Here is a 19,502-nt window from a genome sequence, read left to right as displayed (position 1 = left end):
ATGATGCCTGCAACCCCGTCCGACCGTGTCGAGTACGGAGTCAGATCGACGCCAGGACGTACACGACCGACGACAAGGCGAAGCCGACGACCGAGATCAACGTCTTGATAACGCTCCAGGTCTTGAATGTCGTCGGGACGTCCATACCCAGGAGCTTGCCGATGAGCCAGAAGCTGGCGTCGTTGACGTGGGGGAAAATCGACGACCCTGCAGCGAGGGCGAGGATCATTGCGACCGTCTGTACCGGGTTCAGCCCCGCTGCCATGATCGAAGCACCGAGGAGCCCGGCCGACGTGGTGATGGCCACGGTGGCAGTGCCGAGGGCGATGCGCAGGATGGCAGCGACGGCGAAGGTGGAGACGATGAGCGGAAGGCCCAGGTCGCGAAGTGTCTCGGCGAGGGCGTCACCGATGCCGCTGGCGAGCAACACCGCGCCGAACATGCCGCCGGCCCCGGTGATGAGCACGACGGGAGCAATCGGCTTGAGTGCGTTGTCGAGTAGATCTTCCACGAACGTGGCCGTGCGGCCGCGACGAAGTGCGAGCACATAGATCGAGACCATGACCGTGATGAGCAGGGCGACGGGTGTGGATCCGATGACCTGCGGGACGGTGACCAGCGGCGAATTCTCGTCGAGGCTGCCGGTCCTGGCCGCCGTTGTGAGCGCCGTGTTGGCGAAGATGAGCAGCAGCGGAAGCATGAGCAGCGCGATGATCACACCCGGCTTGGGAGGGTTCTCCACCGTCTCCACCTGCGGGCCACCGCTCAGCAGATCCGGTACCGGGAGATGGATCCGCTTGCCGATGAAGGTGCCGTACAGATGCCCGGCGATGAACCAGGTGGGCACAGCCACGACGATGCCGATCAGGATCGTCAGTCCGACGTCGCCGCCCAACAGGATGGTCGATGCGACGGCACCTGGGTGCGGCGGCAGAAAGACGTGCATGGTCGACAGTGCCGCTGCAGCGGGCAGGGCGTACAGCAGGACGCTTCCGCCGAGCCGCCGAGCCACGCCGAAGATGATGGGGAGCATCACCATGAACGCGGCGTCGAAGAAGATCGGGAACCCGAACAGGAGCGACGCGACCCCCAGCGCGAACGGGGCGCGCTTGTCGCCGAACTTCCGCACGAGCGCACTGGACAGCGCCTGTGCTCCACCGCTGATCTCGGCGAGCCGGCCGAACATGGCACCCAATCCCACGAGAAGTGCAACTTCACCGAGGGTGGTGCCGAATCCGTCGATCAGTACGTCCTGGATCTCCGAGATCGGAATGCGCGCAGCGAAAGCCGTTCCGAGAGAAACGATCACGAGTGCCAGAAGTGGATGTACCTTCAGCTTGATGATCATCAGCAGTAGTACCGCGATGGCAATGCCGGCGATCGACAGCAGCGCCGTTGTGGAAAGGGTTTGGACCCATTCGTCCACGAGATGTCCTTCCGTGATTCGATCAGCGCACGGCGAAGCCTCGCAGTGCACTGTTGGACGCCGACCTCGGTCGGCAGTTCGGGGTGGTTGTTACCGGGTGATGCCGAATTCGGCCAAGGTTGTTCGTACTCGAATATCTTCTGTCGCAATGAAATCCGAGAAGTCATCCCCGGCGAGGAATGAGTCGGTCCAACCGCGCAGAGGCATCGCGGCCTGCCATTCGTCCGTGTTGCGCATATGGGTCAGCGCGTCGACGAAGTCGTTCCGGGCCGAGTCCGAAATGCCCGGTGGAGCTACGAATCCGCGCCAATTGGTGAATTCGAGCGGGATCCCGGAGTCGTTGAGTGTCGGGGCATCGTAGGCGGCGGTGGCACCGCGGGACTGCGCGTCGGGCGGCTTCGATACTGCGAGGATGCGAAGCGAACCACTGTCGACTTGATCGATGTACTCACCCGCGCCTGCCACGCCCACGTCTACAGTGCCGTTGAGTACTGCTGCGAGAAGGTCACCGGCACCGTCGAACGTCACGACGTTCAGGACCTCGGTGTCGATGTCGATTGCACGGGCCAACTCCACGGTGAACAGGTGATCGGGCCCGCCCAACGCAGAGCCCACGCCGACGACCACCTGCTGCGGTGCTCGACGCCAGGCGTCGAGGAAGCCATCCAACGATGGTGTCGGTGAGCCCGATCGAACGACGAGAGCTTCCGGTTCGTCCACCAGCCGGGCAAGTGCGGTGGCGTCCGACAGTCCCCAGGGCGCCTTCGCGACCTGCGCGACTCCGACAACCCCGACACCGACCATGCCGATCAAAGCGCTGTTGCCGGCCTCACGAACGAGCCTGGCCAACGCGACAGAACCGCCACCGCCGATGACGTTGAACTTCTCGATGGGCCCGGTCAAGCCGTGCTTCTCGAGAATGCGCGACGCGGTTCTGGCCGTCACGTCGTAACCGCCACCCGGAGTGTTGGGAATGAGCATCCGTAGATCCGACGGAGTCGTGGACCGACCGAGACCGGTACACCCGGCCGAGAAGGCCATCGGCAAGGTCGCCAGGCACGCCAGCGCGCGCCGTCGTGTCATCGAGCTCGGTGGATTCGTCATCGTGCTTTCATCTTGACCCACGGTCGTGACCGCCGTCACCCATAGGTAACCAATGATCACAAAGTTCTTTGTGGTCCTGCGCCACTGCGGCGAAGCCGCATACTGGGGTGTGAACGAATTCTGGGACCGCATTTCCGCGGTGAGTCCTGATCCACCGGTGTGGATCGTCCAAGTTGCCGCGCTGGCCGCTCTTGTCATCGTGGTACTGCCGCAGACCTGGCGCATCGCCCGCAATGTCGTAACCATCGCGCACGAGGGCGCGCATCTGTTCGTCGCACTGATCACCGGCCGACAACTGATGGGGCTGCGACTGCACTCCGACACCTCCGGCGTCGCGATCTCCAAGGGAAAGCCCACCGGCCTCGGCGTCATCGCGATGACGTTCGCCGGCTACGTGGGGCCGTCGCTGTTGGGGCTCGGTGCTGCCCTGGTGCTCGGGACGCAGCATGCGGTCGCGGTGCTGTGGATCGGCGTCATCTCGATTGCGTTGATGCTGTTGATGATTCGCAACATCTACGGCTTGCTGTCTCTCGTAACTGTCGGCGCTGCCCTGTTCGTCGTGTCCTGGTGGGGCACCGGAGAGCAGCAGGTCGCTGCGGCGTACTTCATCACGTTCTTCCTGCTGATCGCCGGTCCGCGCCCCGTTCTCGAACTGCAGAAATCCCGCAGCGCAGGACGGGCTCGGGACTCCGACGCCGATCAGCTGGCCCGATTGACCTTCCTGCCGGGCATCGTCTGGGTCGGCCTGTTCCTGCTCGTCACCGTCGGCTCATTGGCGTTGGGGGCGTGGCGCATTCTCGTTCCGGTGCAGTGACGACCGGCCTCGGTGTCAGCCGTCCGTCTGCCCACTGTCCGTCAACGACCTCACCAGTCGCGTGATGCGCTCTGCTCGGGTCTGCTCTCGCGCAGCGTTGTCGATGGGCATCAACAATTGACGGCGCTCGCTCGGCCGCTTCCGTTCCCACGCGGATGTGCAGTGCGCCGCCTCCATCGCCTCGGCGACATCCTGCGGGACAGGTACCAGATCGGGGTCGGCCGGTTCGAATTCGCACGACACCAGATCACCGGGACGGACGCCCAACCGGCGCTGAAGTCCTGCGCCGATGTAGACGAACGACCCGGGCATCACACTCGAATCTGCTTTGTTGAGACCGAGATTGAGACTCAGCCCCTCGATCGAACCGTCGATCCGGCGAGTCGGCCAGCGCTCCGCTGCCTCGACCAAACGAGCCGGAACACGGATGATCGTGTACGTGTTCTTGCCCCACGTCAACGGTTCCAGCACTGCGTCGAATCGAAAGCGGTCACTCACGAGTGCCTCGCATAATCGATACGAGAGAAGGGAATTTCGCCCATAATCGCAGCATAATTGAGCGATTGACTGCGGAACGAAGACTCGCGTCGAACCCCTTGCCGATCCAGACTCACGCGTCTTCGAGGTCGACCAGTGAGAACTGCGCTAGAACACCACCCACAGCAGTGATGCGACGGCGAAGATCGCCAGTCCCAGTGTGGTTTCCATGACGGTCCAGGTCTTGAGGGTGGTCTTCTCGTCCATGCCGAAGAAGCGGCTGACGAGCCAGAAGCCGGAATCGTTGACGTGCGACAGCACGGTGGCTCCGGCAGCCAGTGCGAACACCAGCAGCGCGATCTTGAAGTTGCTCAGATCCAGCTCCGCCACCTGCACCGAGATCAGCCCGGCGGTGGTGGTGAGAGCGACGGTGGCCGAACCCTGCGCGACGCGTAGCGCGGTGGCGATCAGGAAGGCCTGCAGCAGAATCGGCAGCCCGATATCGGACAACGAGGAGGTGAGCGACTGCCCGATGCCGCTGGCCCGCAGCACTCCACCGAACATGCCGCCTGCACCGGTGATCAGGATGATCGAGCAGATGGGCCCGAGCGCCTGATCCATGTACTTGGCACCGTCGGCCACAGGGAAGCGCCCCGGCGCGAGGATGAACAGAGCCAGGAGCAGGGTGATGAGCAGTGCAATGGGAGTTTGACCGATGAGTGTCAGCGCTGCTGCCCAGGTCTCGTCTCCGGTCAGCACACCCGACGTGGTCAGAGTGTTGACGACGGTGTTGAGGGAGATCAGTACGAGCGGCGTCAGCAGGATGAACAGCACCGCACCGAACTTCGGCGCAGGGTCGCGGAGGCCGGCCATCTCCTTGTCGTGTGCTTCGGAGTTGGCTGCGCCGTCGGAGAAGAGGTCGGCGGGCAGTGTGTGGAACCGCTTGCCGAGCTGCGTACCAACGAGATACGAGCCGACGAACCAGGAGACGACTGCGACGGGAACTCCGACCAGCAGTACCGATCCGATGTCTCCGCCGAGGAGGTCGGTGGCGGCAACCGGGCCGGGGTGCGGGGGAACGATCGCGTGCATCGCTGCGAACGCGCCCGCAGTGGGGAGTGCGTACAGCAGCACCGAACCACCGAAGCGCTTGGCGACGGTGAAGATGATCGGCAGGAACACGACGAGTCCGGCGTCGAAGAAGATGGGGAAGCCGAAGATGAGTGCGGCGACACCCAGGGCGAGCGGTGCGCGTTTGGCACCGAATCGGTTGATCAGGGTGTCGGCCAACACTTGTGCCCCGCCGGTGATCTCAAGCAGTCTGCCCACCATCACGCCCAGGGCGACGAGTAGGGCGACAGATCCGAGTGTGGAACTGAAGCCCGAGAGCAGGGCCGACGGCACGTCTGCCAGGGGGATTCCGGCCGCGACGGCGGTAACCGCGCTGACCAGGACCAGTGAGACGAAGGCGTGCAGTTTCACCTTCATGATGAGGAACAGCAGAATTGCGACGGCTGCGGCGGCGATCAGCAGCAGTGCTGTCGTTCCGTATGCCGGTTCGATCGGATCCATCGGTGTACCTCGTTCGCTCGGCTCGAATTTTGACCATAACGGACAGGCCGGACGTCGCGCGGGGTAACGAGCGCCGGTTGTCGGTCGACTTCGGTCGGGTGGAGTACGGTGCGGGTATGAGTGATGGGGATCACGTAATGGGTGGGGACGGCTCCAAAGTTCAGGCGAAGGAGCAATTGCGCGAGCAGGCTCAGCGCTACGCTGCGGCTGCGCGCCTGAAGATGAAGGAGCGCCGCGCAAACGCGTCCGGTGGTCTCGGAGCGGTTGTCGCCGAACGCGCGGGCGGCTGGGACCTCGACGACCAGAACACCGTGGCGATGGATCGTCAGCAGCGGCTGTGGAACGGGGTGATGGACCGGTACTTCCGGATGGAGATCGACGGTTGGGAGACCATCCCCGAGTCGCCGGTGCTGGTCGTGGGGGTGCACTCGGGTGCGCCGTTCGTGTGGGACGCGTGGACCGTCGGTGCACAATGGTGGCGACACTTCGGCGAGAAGCGAATTCTGCACGGAACAGCACACGACGCATTGATGGCGTTCCCGTTGATCGGCAAAGTCTTTCGATCCATGGGTGTACTTCCCGCGGCACCGGACTCGATGTCGACGGCGCTGGCCGAGGGGCGCGACGTGATCGTGTGGCCGGGCGGTGAGGTCGATTCGTTGCGGCCCTGGAGCAAGCGAGACGAGGCCACCCTCGGTGGTCGAACCGGCTTCATCAAGCTCGCCATCCGCATGGGTGTCCCCATCGTGCCGGTGGCGACAGTGGGTGGGGCCGACGCGATGCCGGTGCTCATTCGCGGTGACAAGCTGTCGAAAGCGCTGAAGCTGGACAAGATTGCACGGTTGAAGGTGTTTCCGATCGCGATCTCGCTTCCCTGGATCATCGCGCCCGCCGCGTTGCCTCAGATTCCGTTGCCTGCCAAGATCCGTACCCGTTTCATGCCGCCGGTCGAACTGGACCACGACCCGGCTCGGTGCGAGGACGAGGTGTACGTCGACGCCAAGTACGACGAGGTGCGTGCCAGCATCCAGTCCGGAATGGACGCTCTCGCCAGTAAGCGAAAGTTCCCCGTCTTCGGCTGATTCGCAGCTGTCCTGACAACGCGGACCGAAGCTGACCGCGATCATTTCTAGCGTCCTCGTCGTACGGATTCACTCAGTGCGACGAGGGGCGTGAACAGATGATCGAAACATCCGGATTGACCAAGACTTTCCGACAGGGCAAGAAGACCGTGGAGGCGGTGCGGGACATCGATCTGACGATCGGTGAGGGTGAGCTCGTGGCTTTGCTCGGCCCCAACGGGGCCGGTAAGTCGACCACCTTGAGGATGCTGACCACCCTGCTGGCACCGACGTCCGGCTCGGCTCGGATCGCCGGATTCGACGTAGCGAAAGATCGGGACGGGGTTCGTCGGAGCCTCGGCTACGTGGGGCAGGGCAACGGCGCGGGCCACAATCAACGCGTCCGTGACGAGCTTGTTGTGCAAGGCCAGTGCTACGGCACGACGCGTCGGCGATCACGCAGTCGCGCAGACGAATTGATCGCCGCTCTCGAACTCGGCGAGCTTGCCGAGCGCACCGTCTCGACTCTCTCCGGTGGGCAGCGGCGACGACTCGACATCGCGCTGGGGCTGGTACACCGTCCGCCCCTGTTGTTTCTCGACGAGCCGACCACCGGAATGGATCCGCAGAGCCGAGCGAACCTGTGGGACCACATTCTGCGGCTCAGGCGCGAAATGGGCACCACCATCGTGCTCACCACGCACTATCTCGACGAGGCCGATTCGATGGCCGAGCGAGTGATCGTCGTCGATCGCGGCACCGTCATCGCCGATGACACCGCCGCGGCGCTCAAGTCGGAACTGGCAGGCGACCTCGTGGTCCTCGCCGTCTCCGACGCGTCGGCGCTCCTGCCGTTGCTCGACGGTGTTGCTGGGATCAGAGACGTGACGGTCGCGGGTTCGCGGCTGAACATTCGGGTCGAGCGTGCCGAGGTGGTCCTTCCGGAATTGCTGCGCCTCAGTCAATCCCACGGAATCGACGTGCTGACTGCCGATATGACGCGACCGACCCTCGACGATGTGTTCCTCGGCCTCACCGGGCGAAGTCTTCGTGAGAGCGCCAACGTGTCCCTCGAAACCGCGGGCACGGCAGGAAAACTCCGATGAACGTTCTCTCGGGCAGCACATTGGTGATGGGTCGGGAGCTGCGGCCGATGGTCCGCGATCCGTTCACCGTCATCTTCAGTCTCATCCAACCGCTGATTCTCCTGGCGCTGTTCGGCCCCCTGCTCACCGAGGTCCCCGGTCTGGGCAGCGGAAGTGTGTGGGACTGGTTCGTTCCCGGGGTACTCGCGATGATCACCATCTTCGGAACGTCGATGACGGGCTCGAATCTGTTGGCCGAGTTGCAGCAGGGTTCGCACGAACGAATGTCGGTGACACCGTTGCCGCGAGCGGCGCTGCTCGTCGGGCGCGCGTTCAAGGAAATGGTGCCGCTGGCCGCCCAGGGCGTGCTGATCATCCTGGTGGCATTGCCGCTCGGCCTGTCCGTGAATCCGATCGGTGCAGCCATAGGAATCGTGCTGCTCGGGGTGTTCGGAGTCGGGCTCGGTGCCTTGTCCTATGCATTGGCTTTGTCTGTGCGCGGACAGGATTGGGTGTTCTGGTCCATCCAGCAGACGCTGATGTTTCCGTTGCTGATTCTCTCGGGCACGATGCTGCCGCTGACCACCGCCCCGGGTTGGATGCAGTTCCTGGTGAACATCAACCCTCTCGGATATCTCGTCGACGCCGAACGTGCACTGTTCACCGGTGACTTCGCGAGTTCGACGGTGACGGCAGGTGTCGTTGCAGCGGTGGCCACCGCAGCGGTCGGACTTGCCGTCGGGATCCGGGCTATGGGTTCCGCGCGAGTGTGAGGCTAAGCTCGCGTCATGGATCGGCCTGCGGTAATTCTCGAAAACGATGTGACCGTGTACGACTTCTACCTGCGTCACCAGCAGAATCGTCAGGTCGCGAGGCTGGCGTATGCCGCCCTCGCCCGACGTTTCCGCCCGCGGGTGTCGTACCCCGACGGAGCCCGTGAGGAGTTGCGTCGTCTCGTCTACGACAACACGCGTCTGCTCATCGCGGTCAATCATCTGACCGAGAACGATCCGTACACGCTCGCAGCGGCGGCATGGTCGTCGCCGCTGCGTCCGGTCATCGGCCGCACCCGGGTACTGGCCAAGGACGAGCTGTTCCAGGAACCCAAGCAGCGCAGGCGAATCGACATGATGGGTGGCATTCCTGTCTTCCGTGGCAAGAATCATGGAATGCGTGCGGTCAGCGCTGCGGGCAACCGGATGATGGATGTCAGCGCCGAGCGCATGAAGCGGGGCGACGACCTCGCGGTGTTTCCCGAGGGCACCTGCAACCTCGAAGATCCGACGACGGTGCAGCACGTCGGCAGCGGTATCGGCCACATCGCGATGCGGGCGCGCAAGCTGGGGGTGGAACCGGTGCTGATCTGTATCGGTCTGAGCTACGGTCCCGGCACGCCGAAAGTGAGACAGGCGAGCGTGTACATCGACACTCCCATCACCGAACTGCCCGATAAGCCGATCGACATCACCCGAGTGGTGGCAGAGGGAATGCAGAAGGCACTCGACGGAGCGGTGGCGGCGTACTGACGCGGCTAGCGTGACCGCCTGGCGGGGCGGTGGGTCAGCGCGTCGAAGACTCCAGAGATGATGGCTGTGCCCTTGCGGCCCTTCTGTTGCTCGAACACGGTGATCGTCGCGGCTCGTTCGGCGAGAGCGAGCAGGTGCCCGAATAGCCCGTGGCCGTAGGCTTTGAGCGATTTCGGCGAGCGGCGGTGTTTGATCGCGTAGTACACGATGTCGCGAGCCATGGTGTACAGCCGACGGCTCGAGTAGTTGTAGGTTGTGAACCGCCAGTGCACTCGGCCCGCACCGAATTCGTGCTGGATGCTCGCGGCGGTATCGCGCACGATCGTATACCCGGCCATTCTCAGGCGTAGGCAGAAGTCGAAGTCGACGTAGTCGACAAACATGCGTTCGTCGTAACCGTCGACAACGGACCACGCCTTCACGTTGCACAGGGACCCAGAGGTGATGCAGGCGTCCACCTCCTAGACAGTGGGACCCGTGGGGTCCGAGCCGGACCGGACATTGGGATCGAGAATGTTCGAGCACACGATCCCGACTCGGTCGCCGGTTCGGCTCATCAGTACGTCGATCATGTTCGTGCTGCACACCGAATCCTGATCGAGTAGCAGAACCCACTGTGCCTCATCGGCGTCGGCGTTCTCGACGATGATGTTCAGGGCCGCTGTATGCCGCGATTCTCGGAGCATTCCATCACAACGACGGTCCGATAGCGGTCCGTCAATCGACGGATCTCATCGATATTGCTGGAATTGTTGTCGACGACTCGGACGATATCGACTTGATCGACTATCGCGTCGAGGTTCTCCTGGAGCTTGGTCACGTCGGGATTGAACGTGACGATGCCCGCGGCGATTGTCATCTACTGCTCTCCGTGTCGAGGCGTTCGCACGACCTGCGGGTGCGCAGGGTAGTTGTGAGGCGAAAGTACCGCAGAGTGACCGCGGCCGGGCAGTTGCTCGTCGGCCGTGGGCTCGGCCTGATACAAACAGATGACAGGTAATTCGATTCGGAGTTTGTCAGGAGATATTCGTGAGTGATCAGATCAAGACGGCCATTGTCACCGGCAGTGCGCGTGGAATCGGCGCTGCGGTAGCGAAGCGGCTGGCCAAGGACGGTTTCGGCGTCGCTGTGGTTGACCTCGACGAGGCCGCGTGCAGCGACACCGTCGGCGCCATTCAGGCCGCAGGTGGGCAGGCAGTGGCCATCGGAGCCAACGTCGCCGACGAGGAATCGGTCCAGACTGCGGTCGATCGCATCGCGAGCGAGTTCGGTGCGCCCACCGTACTGATCAACAACGCCGGCATCACTCGCGACAACCTGCTGTTCAAGATGACGGTGCAGGACTGGGATTCCGTTCTCGGCGTGCACCTGCGCGGATCGTTCCTGATGACCCGCGCGGTCCAGAAGCACATGATCGACGCCAAGTGGGGTCGCATCGTCAACCTGTCGAGCACCTCGGCCCTGGGCAACCGCGGCCAGGCCAACTACTCCGCCGCCAAGGCCGGTATGCAGGGATTCACCAAGACCCTCGCCATCGAGCTAGGCAAGTTCGGCGTCACCGCGAACGCCATTGCCCCCGGGTTCATCGAGACGGAGATGACGGCGGCCACCGCCGAACGTGTCGGCATGCCGTTCGAGGACTTCAAAGCCGCTGCGGCATCGCAGATTCCGGTCAATCGCGTCGGACACCCGGATGACATCGCGCACCTGGCGTCGTTCTTCGTCAGCGAGGGTGCCGGCTTCATCTCGGGTCAGGTCGTCTACGCCGCTGGTGGGCCGAAGGACTGACCTCTCGCGAATGCGTGAATGGACCATTCACGAGCCCAGACGGGTGTGAATGGTCCATTCACTCAACGCGGGTGACGCCTACGGCGTCGGCATGCCGCCGTTGACGTTCAATGTGTCGCCGGTGACGTAACCCGATTCGGCCGACGACAGGTAGACGTAAGCGCCGGCGATCTCGGCGGGCTGCCCGGCGCGTCCGAGCGGTGTTTCCTTGCCGAATTCCGGCAGTGCCGATGTCGGCTGTCCGCCTGCTGCCTGCAGTGGCGTCCAGAACGGTCCCGGTGCAACGACATTGACGCGAATACCCTTGGGTGCCAGCTGCTGCGCGAGGGCCTTGCTGATGGTGTTGATGGCCATCTTCGTCGTCGCGTAGTCCACCAGACCGGGCGAGGGTGTGTATGCCTGGATGGAGCTGGTGTTCACGATCGTCGAACCGGCGGGCATGTGCGGCACCGCTTCCTGAATGATCCAGAACAGTGCGTAGACGTTGGTTTTGAACGTCTGGTCGAATTGCTCGGATGTCAGATCGGACAGGTCTTCGACGAATTGCTGTTTGCCGGCCACGTTGATCAGCAGGTCCAAGCCACCGAGTTCGTCGACGGCGGTGCGCACGATGCCGCGCGCGGCCTGCTCGTCGGTGAGATCTGCCGGTGCCAGGACTGCGGTGCGTCCGGCGTCGCGTACCAGCTGAGCAACTTCCTGAGCGTCTTTTTCCTCCGACGGAAGGTAGTTGAGTACTACGTCGGCACCCTCGCGGGCGATGGCAATCGCTGCTGCGCGACCGATTCCGGAGTCCGCTCCGGTGACGAGCGCCTTGCGGCCGGTCAGGCGACCGGATCCGCGATAGGTGTTCTCACCGTGATCGGCGAGCGGCTGCAGGTCTGCTGCCAGACCGGGCGGATCCTGGTGCTGCTCCGGGAAGCCGTCCTGGCGGTACTGCGTGACGGGGTTGGTGAAGGTGTACTGATCGCTCACTGTCGAATCGTCTCCGAATGCGGTGAAATGCGTGAAGAACCTCTGCTTGATTCCGTGTGTTCAGCGCATGCCCCGATCCGGGCGGCCACAAACTGTGATCGACCGGACGGGCTACTGCCACCGCAGAGAAGTGCACAGTCAGGGCAGAATCGCGTCGACGTAACCGCCGTCGACGCGTAGTGCGCCGCCGGTTGTCGCCGAGGCCTGCTCCGAGCTCAGGTACACGATCATGTTGCCGATTTCCTTCGGCTCGATCAGGCGCCCGATGAGCGATTGTGGCCGGTGTTCCTTCATGAACTTCGCCTGAGCCTCGTCCCAGGGCAGTTCGTCGCCGACGAGCTCGGCGACGAACTTCTCGACGCCCTCTGTGTGGGTGGGGCCGACGATCACAGAATTGACCGTAACACCGGTTCCTGCAGCAGCTTTCGCGAATCCACGGGTCACCGCGAGCAGTGCGGTCTTCGTCATTCCGTAGTGGATCATCTCTTCGGGAATCACGACTGCGGAATCGCTGCAGATATTCTGGATTCGGCCCCAACCCGCTTCGGTCATCGCCGGCAGATACGTGCGGATCAGCCGGATTGCGGACAGGACGTTCACCTCGAAATAGCGTCGCCATTCGTCGTCGTCGATGTCGAGGGCGGCTTTGGCTCCGAAGATGCCGAGATTGTTGACCAGAATGTCGACCACCGGGACCGTGGCGAGCAGCGTCTCGACCCCTTCGGCCGTCGCGAGATCCGCCGCCACGACGATCACTCGTGCGCCGGGTACTTCGGTGAGCAGTTGTTCCTCGGCCGAATCCAGCGCGGATGCGCTCCGACCGTTGAGTACGACGCGCGCACCGGCACGGGCCAATTCGGTGGCGATGGCCAATCCGATGCCCTGACTGGAGCCGGAGATCAATGCAGTTCGGCCGTCGAGATCGATGTTCATGAAGCCTCCCAGTGTTGTGGAACGACTCCAGTGTGCGCCTTTCGAAGACGTGAATGGTCCATTCACCGGCCCTGACGGGGGTGAATGGACCATTCACGCGGACTCCGGGGGGACTACTACGAATACGAGTAGAAGCCCTTACCAGTTTTGCGACCCAGCATTCCGGCGTCCACCATGCGCTGCAGCAGCGGCGGCGGGGCGTAGTGCGGCTCGCGGAACTCGGCGTAGAGGGACTCCGCCACCGCGAGGGTGACGTCGAGGCCGACGGTGTCGGTCAGACGCAGCGGTCCCATGGGGTGTGCGCAGCCGTTGACCATGCCCTCGTCGATGTCCTCCGCGCTGGCGAAGCCGGACTCGAGCATGCGGATAGCCGAGACCATGTACGGGATGAGCAAGGCGTTGACGATGAATCCGGCGCGATCGCCGGCGCGGATCGTCTTCTTGCCCAGCGTGTTTCCGGCGTAGTCCGTCACCGCTGCAACGGTTTCTTCGCTGGTGAGCAGGCTGACGACGATCTCCACCAACGGCAGCACCGGCACCGGGTTGAAGAAGTGCACTCCGACTACCTTGTCGGGACGCTTCGTCGCGTTGGCCATTTTGATGACGGGGATCGACGAGGTGTTGGTCGCCAGAATTCCCTCGGGCTTGACGATGGAATCGAGCTTGCCGAACAGATCCAGCTTCAGGGATTCGATCTCCGGCGCCGCCTCCACGACCAGGTCGCGGTCCGCGAAGTCGTTGATGTCGAGCGTCAACGTGATTGCCGCCCTGGACTTCTCGGCCGCGTCGGCTTCGATGCGGCCGGACTTGACGGCGCGGGCGAACGACTTGTCGAGGCGTGCCTCTGCAGCATCGGCTGTGGCCTGGCTGGTTTCGAGGATCAGCACCGAACTGCCGGAGCGAGCACACATCTCGGCGATGCCTGCTCCCATGGTGCCGCCGCCGATGACGCCTACGAGGTTGATGTCGCTCATTTGAGCAGCGCCCGCGACATGACGACACGCTGGATCTGGTTGGTGCCCTCGTAGATCTGGGTGATCTTGGCGTCGCGCATCATGCGCTCGACCGGGAAGTCGGTGGTGTAGCCGGCACCGCCGAAGAGCTGCACGGCGTCGGTGGTGACCTCCATGGCCACGTCGGAGGCGAAGCACTTCGCTGCCGCGGAGATGAACCCGAGGTTCTTCTCGCCGCGCTCGGCGCGGGCTGCGGAGCTGTAGACCATCAGACGTGCGGCTTCGACCTTCATCGCCATGTCGGCGAGCATGAACTGCACTGCCTGGAAGCTCGAGATCGCGTTGCCGAACTGCTTGCGGTCCTTGGTGTATGCGATGGCCGCGTCGAGGGCACCCTGTGCCAGACCGACGGCCTGTGCGCCGATGGTGGGGCGGGTGTGGTCGAGCGTTTCCAGCGCAGTCTTGAAGCCGGTGCCGGGATCGCCGATGATGCGATCGCCGGGGATCTTGCAGTTCTCGAAGTACAGCTCGGTGGTGGGCGAGCCCTTGATGCCGAGCTTCTTCTCCTTCGGGCCGATGCTGAAGCCCTCGTCGTCGATGTGCACGATGAACGAGCTGATGCCGTTGGCGCCCTTGTCGGGATCGGTCACGGCCATGACGGTGTACCACTCGGACTTGCCGCCGTTGGTGATCCAACACTTGGCACCGTTGAGGATCCAGTCGTCACCGTCCGCCTTGGCGCGGGTTCGCATGGCGGCGGCGTCGGACCCTGCTTCGCGCTCGGACAGGGCGTACGAGGCCATTGCACCGCCGGCGAGGGAGGGCAGAACCTGCTTCTTGAGCTCCTCGGAGCCCTTGAGGATCAGGCCCATCGTGCCGAGCTTGTTGACGGCGGGGATCAGCGAGGACGAGCCGCACACCCGGGCGACCTCTTCGATGACGATGCAGGCTGCAACCGAATCGGCACCCTGTCCGTCGTATTCCTCGGGAACGTGGATGGCGTTGAAGCCGGAGGCGTTGAGTGCCTTCAATGCCTCTTCCGGGAAGCGGGAGTCCTCGTCCACCTCTTTGGCGTACGGAGCGATCTCCTTCTCCGAGAGCGCCCGAATGGCCGCGCGCAGTTCGTCGTGCTCTTCGGGTGATTGATACAGATCGAAGTCGGGATTTCCGGCCATGTCGGCCACGCTCCTCGGTATGTCGGGGTAGCACTGCCCACGTAGGGCACTCAGTGCCAAGGATTGCCCCAGTGTACGTCCGTATTCGGACCGATTCAAGACCGGGTCTCGTGCAGGCGGCACTCAGTGCCAAGGTCTCAGTCGTGTGTGTGCTCGGCCAATGCGTCGACGACCTTGCTGACGGACGTGCCGCGCGGGAACGACGCAACGACGATCTCACCGAGGAACTGGGCTCGGACCTGGGAGAGGGCCGATCGCAGATCGGCGACGGACGTCGGCATGCCGTCGCGAATCATGCGTCGAAGGATGTAGTTGTGCGTCGCGGTCACCGATGCGGAGAACTGCAGTATTTCCAGGTGCGAATGGTCGGGCAGTGCGTTTTGCAAGTACTCGACGAACAGTCGGTCGTACCGGAATACGGTGACGATTTCTCGGTCGCGCAGGGCCGGGATTCGGTGCACCACCTGGTAGCGCAGGCGTGACATCTCGATCCAGTCCGAGAAGCGCTCGTAGACCAACTGCGCAGCGTCGCACACTGCCTGCCACGGGTCGCCCTCGTTGGAATCGAGGAACGCGCCGGCTTGCTCGAGCAGTATTTCGTGATCGGCGAAGATGACGTCTTCCTTGGCGCGGAACTGCCGAAAGAATGTCCGACGCGAGATTCCGGCGGCGACTGCGATGTCGTCCACCGTCGTCGCCTCGTAGCCCTTGACGGAGAACAGGTCGAGTGCGGCCGTGGCCACGGTGAGCCTGAAGTCGGTCGATTCTTCGGGGTCTCCGCGCATGAGAGTGAAGGTAGCCGAGTTTCGGGAAGGACAGGGAGGTCGTCCCTTCCGGCGATTGATTGCTAGTGTTCGCAAGTAGCCTGCTGAGCGGTGGTGGGTGCCACGGAAGGACGTCATGGCCACGGATTCGAGTCGGCCGCTCTACAGAATGAAGGCCGACTTCTTCAAGACATTGGCTCACCCCGCTCGTATTCGCGTGCTGGAGTTGTTGAGCGAGCGCGAGCATGCCGTCTCCGAGATGCTCCCCGAGATCGGTATCGAGCCGGCGAATCTGTCGCAGCAGTTGTCCATCCTGCGACGCGCGGGCCTCATCGAGGGAACTCGCGACGGTTTGTCGGTCTCCTACACATTGACGTCGCCGAAGGTGGCCGACCTGTTGCTCGTCGCGCGGGAAATTCTCACGGGAGTGGTGGCCAATCAGGCCGAGCTGTTGGAAGGCGAATCCGGAGCGCGCAGCTGATCGTCCGATACAGAGGACTTTGGTCCATTGCTCCCCTGATTCACTGATTGCTAAACTTAGCAATCAGTTGAATCAGCAATCGAGCAGTCCGAAAGAGCAGCGCATGGCCGAACCTGCGAACCCGACACGTACCAGCGAGACACTCACGGCACTGTCCGCACTCCTGCCCAGGTGGAGCGAGTGGAAGCCCGCCTTCCGCGCGCCCGGTGCGGATCTGTTGTCCGGCCTGATCGTGGCCCTGGTCGCGTTGCCTCTGGCGCTCGGCTTCGGCGTCAGCACCGGGCTGGGTGCAGCGGCGGGACTGACCACCGCCATCATCGCGGGAGTCGTCGCCGCGATATTCGGTGGATCACGGTTCCAGGTGTCGGGTCCCACCGGTGCCATGACGGTGGTGCTGGTCCCGATCGTTGCCGAATACGGGCCGACGGGAGTGCTCGCGGTCGGGTTGATGGCCGGGGTCATCCTGCTGGCGCTCGCCGTAGCAGGCATCGGTAGGGCCGTGCGATACATGCCGGCACCCGTCATCGAAGGATTCACGGCAGGCATCGCCGTCGTCATTGCGCTGCAACAGTTTCCGGCAGCTTTGGGCATCACCGACGCCGAGGGGGAGAAAGTGTGGCAATCCGCGTTCGACGCGGTGCGCTCGTTCGTCTCGCAGGCCAGTGTCCTGACTCCCGCTGTCGCAGTCGCAGTCGCGGTTCTCATGCTCGTCGGCGGCCGCCTGGCACCGAAGGTTCCGTTCTCCCTGGTCGCTGTTGTTGCAGCGACGGTGGCTGCCCAACTGTTCGATTTCGACATCGCCCGCATCGGCACGATTCCGTCGTCGCTGTCCGCCCCGAGCCTGAGCTTCTTCCACCTCGGCGACGTGACCGCGCTGGTGGCACCGGCGTTCGCCGTCGCTGCGCTGGCCGCCCTGGAATCGTTGCTGTCCGCGACCGCGGCGGACTCGATGGGCGTCGGCGCGCGGCACAACCCCGATCGGGAGCTGTTCGGGCAGGGACTGGCGAACATCGCAGCTCCCTTGTTCGGCGGGATCCCCGCCACCGGTGCCATCGCCCGCACTGCCGTCAACGTTCGATCAGGGGCGCGGACCAGGCTCGCGGCGCTCACCCATGCCGTGATCCTCGCGGCGATCATGTACTCGGCCGCCGGGCTGGTGGCCGACATCCCACTCGCCGCCCTCGCCGGAGTCCTATTGGCGACCACGGTGCGCATGGTCGAAACCGCGTCGATTCGAGCGATCACTCGTGCAGGCCGCGGCGACGCCGTGGTGATGGTGGCGACCTTCCTCGTCACGGTCGTCTTCGATCTGGTGACGGCGGTGGCGGTCGGCGTCGGGTTCGCTGCGGTGCTGGCACTGCGGGCTGTTGCGCGATCGGCCAGGGTCGAGCAGGTTCCTCTGGACGCACTCGACGCGGTGTCGACGGAAGAAGAAAGCTTGCTGCGCGAACACATCGTCGCCTACCGAATCGACGGGGCATTGTTCTTCGGAGCTGCGCACAGCTTTCTCCTCGAACTCGCCGACGTCTCGGACGTGAAAGTGGTGATTCTGCGCATGTCCCGAGTCACCACGATCGATGCGACCGGGGCGAGCGTGCTCAAGGACACGATCACCGAACTCGAACACCGCCGCATCACCGTCCTCATCTCCGCAGCGAAACCTGAACACCTGCGTCCGCTCGAGGCTCTGGGCGTGTTCACCACCAAGGACGACGATGCGCGACGCGTCTTCGACACGACGCCGCAGGCCATTGCTTACGCACGCACGCTGGTGACCGAGGCGACCACACACCGCGGGTAGGGTCGTAGGTCACACTTGCGTAGGAAAGGACCAGCTCATCGTGGCTCTCGTTGCCGGAATCGACTCTTCCACTCAATCGTGCAAAGTCTTCGTTCGTGACGCCGAATCGGGAGAGCTGGTGCGCCAGGGGCGAGCTGCTCATCCCGACGGCACCGAGATCGATCCGCAGCGCTGGAAGGATGCGCTCGACGAGGCGGTGTCGGCAGCAGGCGGACTCGACGACGTGGACGCGGTGTCGGTCGGTGCGCAGCAGCACGGCATGGTCTGCCTCGACGACGCCGGCGCCGTGGTGCGCAAGGCGTTGCTGTGGAACGACACTCGATCGGCGCAGGCCGCAACGGATCTGGTTGCCGAGTTGGGTGAGCAGACCGGCGTCGACGGCGGACAGGCCTGGGCCGACGCCGTCGGTGTGGTTCCGTTGGCGTCGATCACCGTCGCCAAATTGCGGTGGCTTGCCGACCACGAGCCCGACAACGCCGATCGCACTGCGGCCGTGTGTCTTCCGCATGATTGGCTGAGCTGGCAGCTCGGCGGCGCAGCCGGACTGGACGCCCTGGCCACCGATCGAGGCGACGCCAGCGGCACCGGGTACTTCTCCGCCGCCTCGAACGAGTACCGAACCGACTTGTTGCAGTTGGGCTTTCGGGGGCGCAACCCGCAGCTGCCCCGAGTTGCTGCGCCGAGCGAGGCGATCGGCCGCACATCGGGCGGTGCGCTGATCGGGCCGGGAACCGGGGACAATGCCGCGGCGGCGCTCGCCCTCGATGCTCAGCCCGGTGATGTGGTCGTCTCGATCGGTACATCCGGTGTCGTCTCGGCCGTGACCTCGGTTGCCGCAGCGGACGGTTCGGGCCTGGTCGCCGGATTCGCCGACGCCACCGGCCGTCAACTGCCGCTGGTGTGCACGCTCAACGCTGCTCGCGTGCTCGATGCCACGGCGCGTCTGCTGGGCGTCGACCATGACGAACTGTCCCGGTTGGCGCTGTCGACGGCAAGCGAGGGCCTGGTGTTGGTGCCGTACTTCGAAGGCGAGCGCACCCCCAACCGTCCCGATGCGTCAGGTGCAATTCATGGCCTGCGACTGCACAATTCGACGCCGGGCCACCTGGCCCGCGCGGCAATCGAGGGTTTGCTGTGCGGCTTGGCCGACGGTATCGACCACCTGCGAGCGCAGGGTGTGGAGACGAAGCGGGTGCTGCTGATCGGTGGCGGTGCGAAGTCTGCTGCGGTGCGCGAGCTTGCCCCGGCCATTCTCGGAGTTCCCGTGATCGTGCCCGAGCCGGGGGAGTATGTGGCCGACGGCGCAGCGCGCCAGGCGGCGTGGACACTGACCGGGACCAGCGAGCCGCCGACCTGGGCGCAGGCACCGTCGCAAACATACGAGGCCGACCCCACCCCGGCGGTGCGAGAGCGCTACGCGCATGTGAGCGGAAGTTCGTAGTGGGCTACGGGCGGATTCGAGCGGTGGTTGCAACGTGCCTGATCATTAGGGATGTTTGCGATGGTTCACCCGGGTTTCTCTCATCAGGTTCGGATGGCGTTCTGGTCACTGCGTAGCAGTGGCGTGACG

Annotated in this window: 21 protein-coding genes; 9 read left to right on the top strand and 12 right to left on the bottom strand. The window is 64.0% G+C overall.

The window, feature by feature from the left end:
• Nucleotides 1–40: 40 nt before the first annotated feature.
• A complete protein-coding gene (locus tag MTX34_RS09490; protein ID WP_243609242.1) occupies nt 41–1,426 on the bottom strand; it encodes a GntP family permease in 1,386 nt (461 codons plus the stop codon).
• Between the two features lie 90 nt (nt 1,427–1,516).
• Nucleotides 1,517–2,530: a tripartite tricarboxylate transporter substrate binding protein gene (locus MTX34_RS09485; RefSeq protein ID WP_243609241.1), complete on the bottom strand. Its 1,014-nt coding sequence runs from the start codon at nt 2,528–2,530 to the stop codon at nt 1,517–1,519.
• 109 nt (nt 2,531–2,639) lie between these two features.
• Here MTX34_RS09485 and MTX34_RS09480 point away from each other — a divergent pair, with 109 nt between their 5' ends.
• Entirely contained in the window at nt 2,640–3,344 is a 705-nt protein-coding gene (locus MTX34_RS09480) for a M50 family metallopeptidase (protein ID WP_243595293.1), read from the top strand.
• A 15-nt stretch (nt 3,345–3,359) separates the two neighbouring features.
• Here MTX34_RS09480 and MTX34_RS25975 read toward each other — a convergent pair whose 3' ends face one another.
• Nucleotides 3,360–3,842 carry a YdeI/OmpD-associated family protein gene (locus MTX34_RS25975; protein ID WP_243595292.1) on the bottom strand — a complete coding sequence of 161 codons (483 nt, stop codon included), beginning with the start codon at nt 3,840–3,842 and terminating at the stop codon, nt 3,360–3,362.
• A 147-nt stretch (nt 3,843–3,989) separates the two neighbouring features.
• Nucleotides 3,990–5,393, bottom strand: a complete 1,404-nt coding sequence (locus MTX34_RS09470; protein WP_243595291.1) for a GntP family permease — start codon at nt 5,391–5,393, stop codon at nt 3,990–3,992.
• 116 nt (nt 5,394–5,509) lie between these two features.
• Here MTX34_RS09470 and MTX34_RS09465 point away from each other — a divergent pair, with 116 nt between their 5' ends.
• The 4 genes from MTX34_RS09465 to MTX34_RS09450 all read left to right on the top strand — a co-directional run bounded on the left by MTX34_RS09465 (nt 5,510) and on the right by MTX34_RS09450 (nt 9,065).
• The gene (locus MTX34_RS09465) at nt 5,510–6,475 is read left to right on the top strand and encodes a lysophospholipid acyltransferase family protein (protein ID WP_243609240.1); all 966 of its coding nucleotides are present in this window, start codon (nt 5,510–5,512) and stop codon (nt 6,473–6,475) included.
• Between the two features lie 98 nt (nt 6,476–6,573).
• On the top strand, nt 6,574–7,560 hold the full coding sequence (locus MTX34_RS09460) for an ABC transporter ATP-binding protein (protein WP_243609239.1): 987 nt from the start codon (nt 6,574–6,576) through the stop codon (nt 7,558–7,560).
• Nucleotides 7,557–8,312, top strand: a complete 756-nt coding sequence (locus MTX34_RS09455; protein ID WP_243609238.1) for an ABC transporter permease — start codon at nt 7,557–7,559, stop codon at nt 8,310–8,312. The genes MTX34_RS09460 and MTX34_RS09455 overlap by 4 nt, the downstream gene beginning before the upstream one ends.
• A 15-nt stretch (nt 8,313–8,327) precedes the next feature.
• Nucleotides 8,328–9,065: a 1-acyl-sn-glycerol-3-phosphate acyltransferase gene (locus tag MTX34_RS09450; RefSeq protein ID WP_243609237.1), complete on the top strand. Its 738-nt coding sequence runs from the start codon at nt 8,328–8,330 to the stop codon at nt 9,063–9,065.
• A 5-nt stretch (nt 9,066–9,070) separates the two neighbouring features.
• Here MTX34_RS09450 and MTX34_RS09445 read toward each other — a convergent pair whose 3' ends face one another.
• From MTX34_RS09445 to MTX34_RS09435, 3 genes are read right to left on the bottom strand one after another with little or no spacing between them, the layout of a single operon-like run.
• Complete coding sequence (locus MTX34_RS09445; protein ID WP_243609236.1) at nt 9,071–9,487, bottom strand: hypothetical protein; 417 nt, start codon at nt 9,485–9,487, stop codon at nt 9,071–9,073.
• A gap of 39 nt (nt 9,488–9,526) precedes the next feature.
• Nucleotides 9,527–9,751: a hypothetical protein gene (locus MTX34_RS09440; RefSeq protein ID WP_243609235.1), complete on the bottom strand. Its 225-nt coding sequence runs from the start codon at nt 9,749–9,751 to the stop codon at nt 9,527–9,529.
• Nucleotides 9,718–9,924 carry a hypothetical protein gene (locus tag MTX34_RS09435; RefSeq protein WP_243609234.1) on the bottom strand — a complete coding sequence of 69 codons (207 nt, stop codon included), beginning with the start codon at nt 9,922–9,924 and terminating at the stop codon, nt 9,718–9,720. The genes MTX34_RS09440 and MTX34_RS09435 overlap by 34 nt, the downstream gene beginning before the upstream one ends.
• Nucleotides 9,925–10,094: 170 nt before the next feature.
• Between MTX34_RS09435 and MTX34_RS09430 the strand changes: the two genes are divergently transcribed.
• Entirely contained in the window at nt 10,095–10,853 is a 759-nt protein-coding gene (locus MTX34_RS09430; protein WP_032396725.1) for an SDR family oxidoreductase, read from the top strand.
• A 78-nt stretch (nt 10,854–10,931) separates the two neighbouring features.
• Here MTX34_RS09430 and MTX34_RS09425 read toward each other — a convergent pair whose 3' ends face one another.
• The 5 genes from MTX34_RS09425 to MTX34_RS09405 all read right to left on the bottom strand — a co-directional run bounded on the left by MTX34_RS09425 (nt 10,932) and on the right by MTX34_RS09405 (nt 15,671).
• A complete protein-coding gene (locus MTX34_RS09425) occupies nt 10,932–11,825 on the bottom strand; it encodes an SDR family oxidoreductase (RefSeq protein ID WP_243609233.1) in 894 nt (297 codons plus the stop codon).
• A 138-nt stretch (nt 11,826–11,963) separates the two neighbouring features.
• The gene (locus MTX34_RS09420) at nt 11,964–12,758 is read right to left on the bottom strand and encodes an SDR family NAD(P)-dependent oxidoreductase (RefSeq protein WP_243595283.1); all 795 of its coding nucleotides are present in this window, start codon (nt 12,756–12,758) and stop codon (nt 11,964–11,966) included.
• 116 nt (nt 12,759–12,874) lie between these two features.
• Nucleotides 12,875–13,723, bottom strand: coding sequence for a 3-hydroxybutyryl-CoA dehydrogenase (locus MTX34_RS09415; protein ID WP_308198515.1), 849 nt, complete (start codon nt 13,721–13,723; stop codon nt 12,875–12,877).
• 5 nt (nt 13,724–13,728) lie between these two features.
• Entirely contained in the window at nt 13,729–14,895 is a 1,167-nt protein-coding gene (locus MTX34_RS09410; protein ID WP_121871344.1) for an acyl-CoA dehydrogenase, read from the bottom strand.
• Nucleotides 14,896–15,023: 128 nt separating this feature from the next.
• Nucleotides 15,024–15,671: a TetR family transcriptional regulator gene (locus MTX34_RS09405; protein WP_243609231.1), complete on the bottom strand. Its 648-nt coding sequence runs from the start codon at nt 15,669–15,671 to the stop codon at nt 15,024–15,026.
• 115 nt (nt 15,672–15,786) lie between these two features.
• Here MTX34_RS09405 and MTX34_RS09400 point away from each other — a divergent pair, with 115 nt between their 5' ends.
• The 3 genes from MTX34_RS09400 to MTX34_RS09390 all read left to right on the top strand — a co-directional run bounded on the left by MTX34_RS09400 (nt 15,787) and on the right by MTX34_RS09390 (nt 19,373).
• Nucleotides 15,787–16,131: a helix-turn-helix transcriptional regulator gene (locus MTX34_RS09400; RefSeq protein ID WP_243595280.1), complete on the top strand. Its 345-nt coding sequence runs from the start codon at nt 15,787–15,789 to the stop codon at nt 16,129–16,131.
• A gap of 103 nt (nt 16,132–16,234) precedes the next feature.
• Entirely contained in the window at nt 16,235–17,932 is a 1,698-nt protein-coding gene (locus tag MTX34_RS09395) for a SulP family inorganic anion transporter (RefSeq protein ID WP_243609230.1), read from the top strand.
• 40 nt (nt 17,933–17,972) lie between these two features.
• The gene (locus tag MTX34_RS09390) at nt 17,973–19,373 is read left to right on the top strand and encodes a xylulokinase (protein WP_243609229.1); all 1,401 of its coding nucleotides are present in this window, start codon (nt 17,973–17,975) and stop codon (nt 19,371–19,373) included.
• Nucleotides 19,374–19,502: the final 129 nt, after the last annotated feature.

Origin of the sequence: Rhodococcus sp. ARC_M5 (assembly GCF_022810405.1) — a bacterium.
GTDB lineage: Bacteria > Actinomycetota > Actinomycetes > Mycobacteriales > Mycobacteriaceae > Rhodococcoides > Rhodococcoides navarretei.
This window is presented reverse-complemented; position numbering and strand designations above follow the sequence as displayed.

Excerpts from the sequence above, each read along its gene's own strand:
- MTX34_RS09485 (WP_243609241.1), bottom strand. The coding sequence starts at position 2,530 with ATGACGAATCCACCGAGCTCGATGACACGACGGCGCGCGCTGGCGTGC.
- MTX34_RS09470 (WP_243595291.1), bottom strand. The coding sequence starts at position 5,393 with ATGGATCCGATCGAACCGGCATACGGAACGACAGCACTGCTGCTGATC.
- MTX34_RS09465 (WP_243609240.1), top strand. The coding sequence starts at position 5,510 with ATGAGTGATGGGGATCACGTAATGGGTGGGGACGGCTCCAAAGTTCAG.
- MTX34_RS09460 (WP_243609239.1), top strand. The coding sequence starts at position 6,574 with ATGATCGAAACATCCGGATTGACCAAGACTTTCCGACAGGGCAAGAAG.
- MTX34_RS09455 (WP_243609238.1), top strand. The coding sequence starts at position 7,557 with ATGAACGTTCTCTCGGGCAGCACATTGGTGATGGGTCGGGAGCTGCGG.
- MTX34_RS09450 (WP_243609237.1), top strand. The coding sequence starts at position 8,328 with ATGGATCGGCCTGCGGTAATTCTCGAAAACGATGTGACCGTGTACGAC.
- MTX34_RS09440 (WP_243609235.1), bottom strand. The coding sequence starts at position 9,751 with ATGCTCCGAGAATCGCGGCATACAGCGGCCCTGAACATCATCGTCGAG.
- MTX34_RS09435 (WP_243609234.1), bottom strand. The coding sequence starts at position 9,924 with ATGACAATCGCCGCGGGCATCGTCACGTTCAATCCCGACGTGACCAAG.
- MTX34_RS09420 (WP_243595283.1), bottom strand. The coding sequence starts at position 12,758 with ATGAACATCGATCTCGACGGCCGAACTGCATTGATCTCCGGCTCCAGT.
- MTX34_RS09405 (WP_243609231.1), bottom strand. The coding sequence starts at position 15,671 with ATGCGCGGAGACCCCGAAGAATCGACCGACTTCAGGCTCACCGTGGCC.
- MTX34_RS09400 (WP_243595280.1), top strand. The coding sequence starts at position 15,787 with ATGGCCACGGATTCGAGTCGGCCGCTCTACAGAATGAAGGCCGACTTC.
- MTX34_RS09395 (WP_243609230.1), top strand. The coding sequence starts at position 16,235 with ATGGCCGAACCTGCGAACCCGACACGTACCAGCGAGACACTCACGGCA.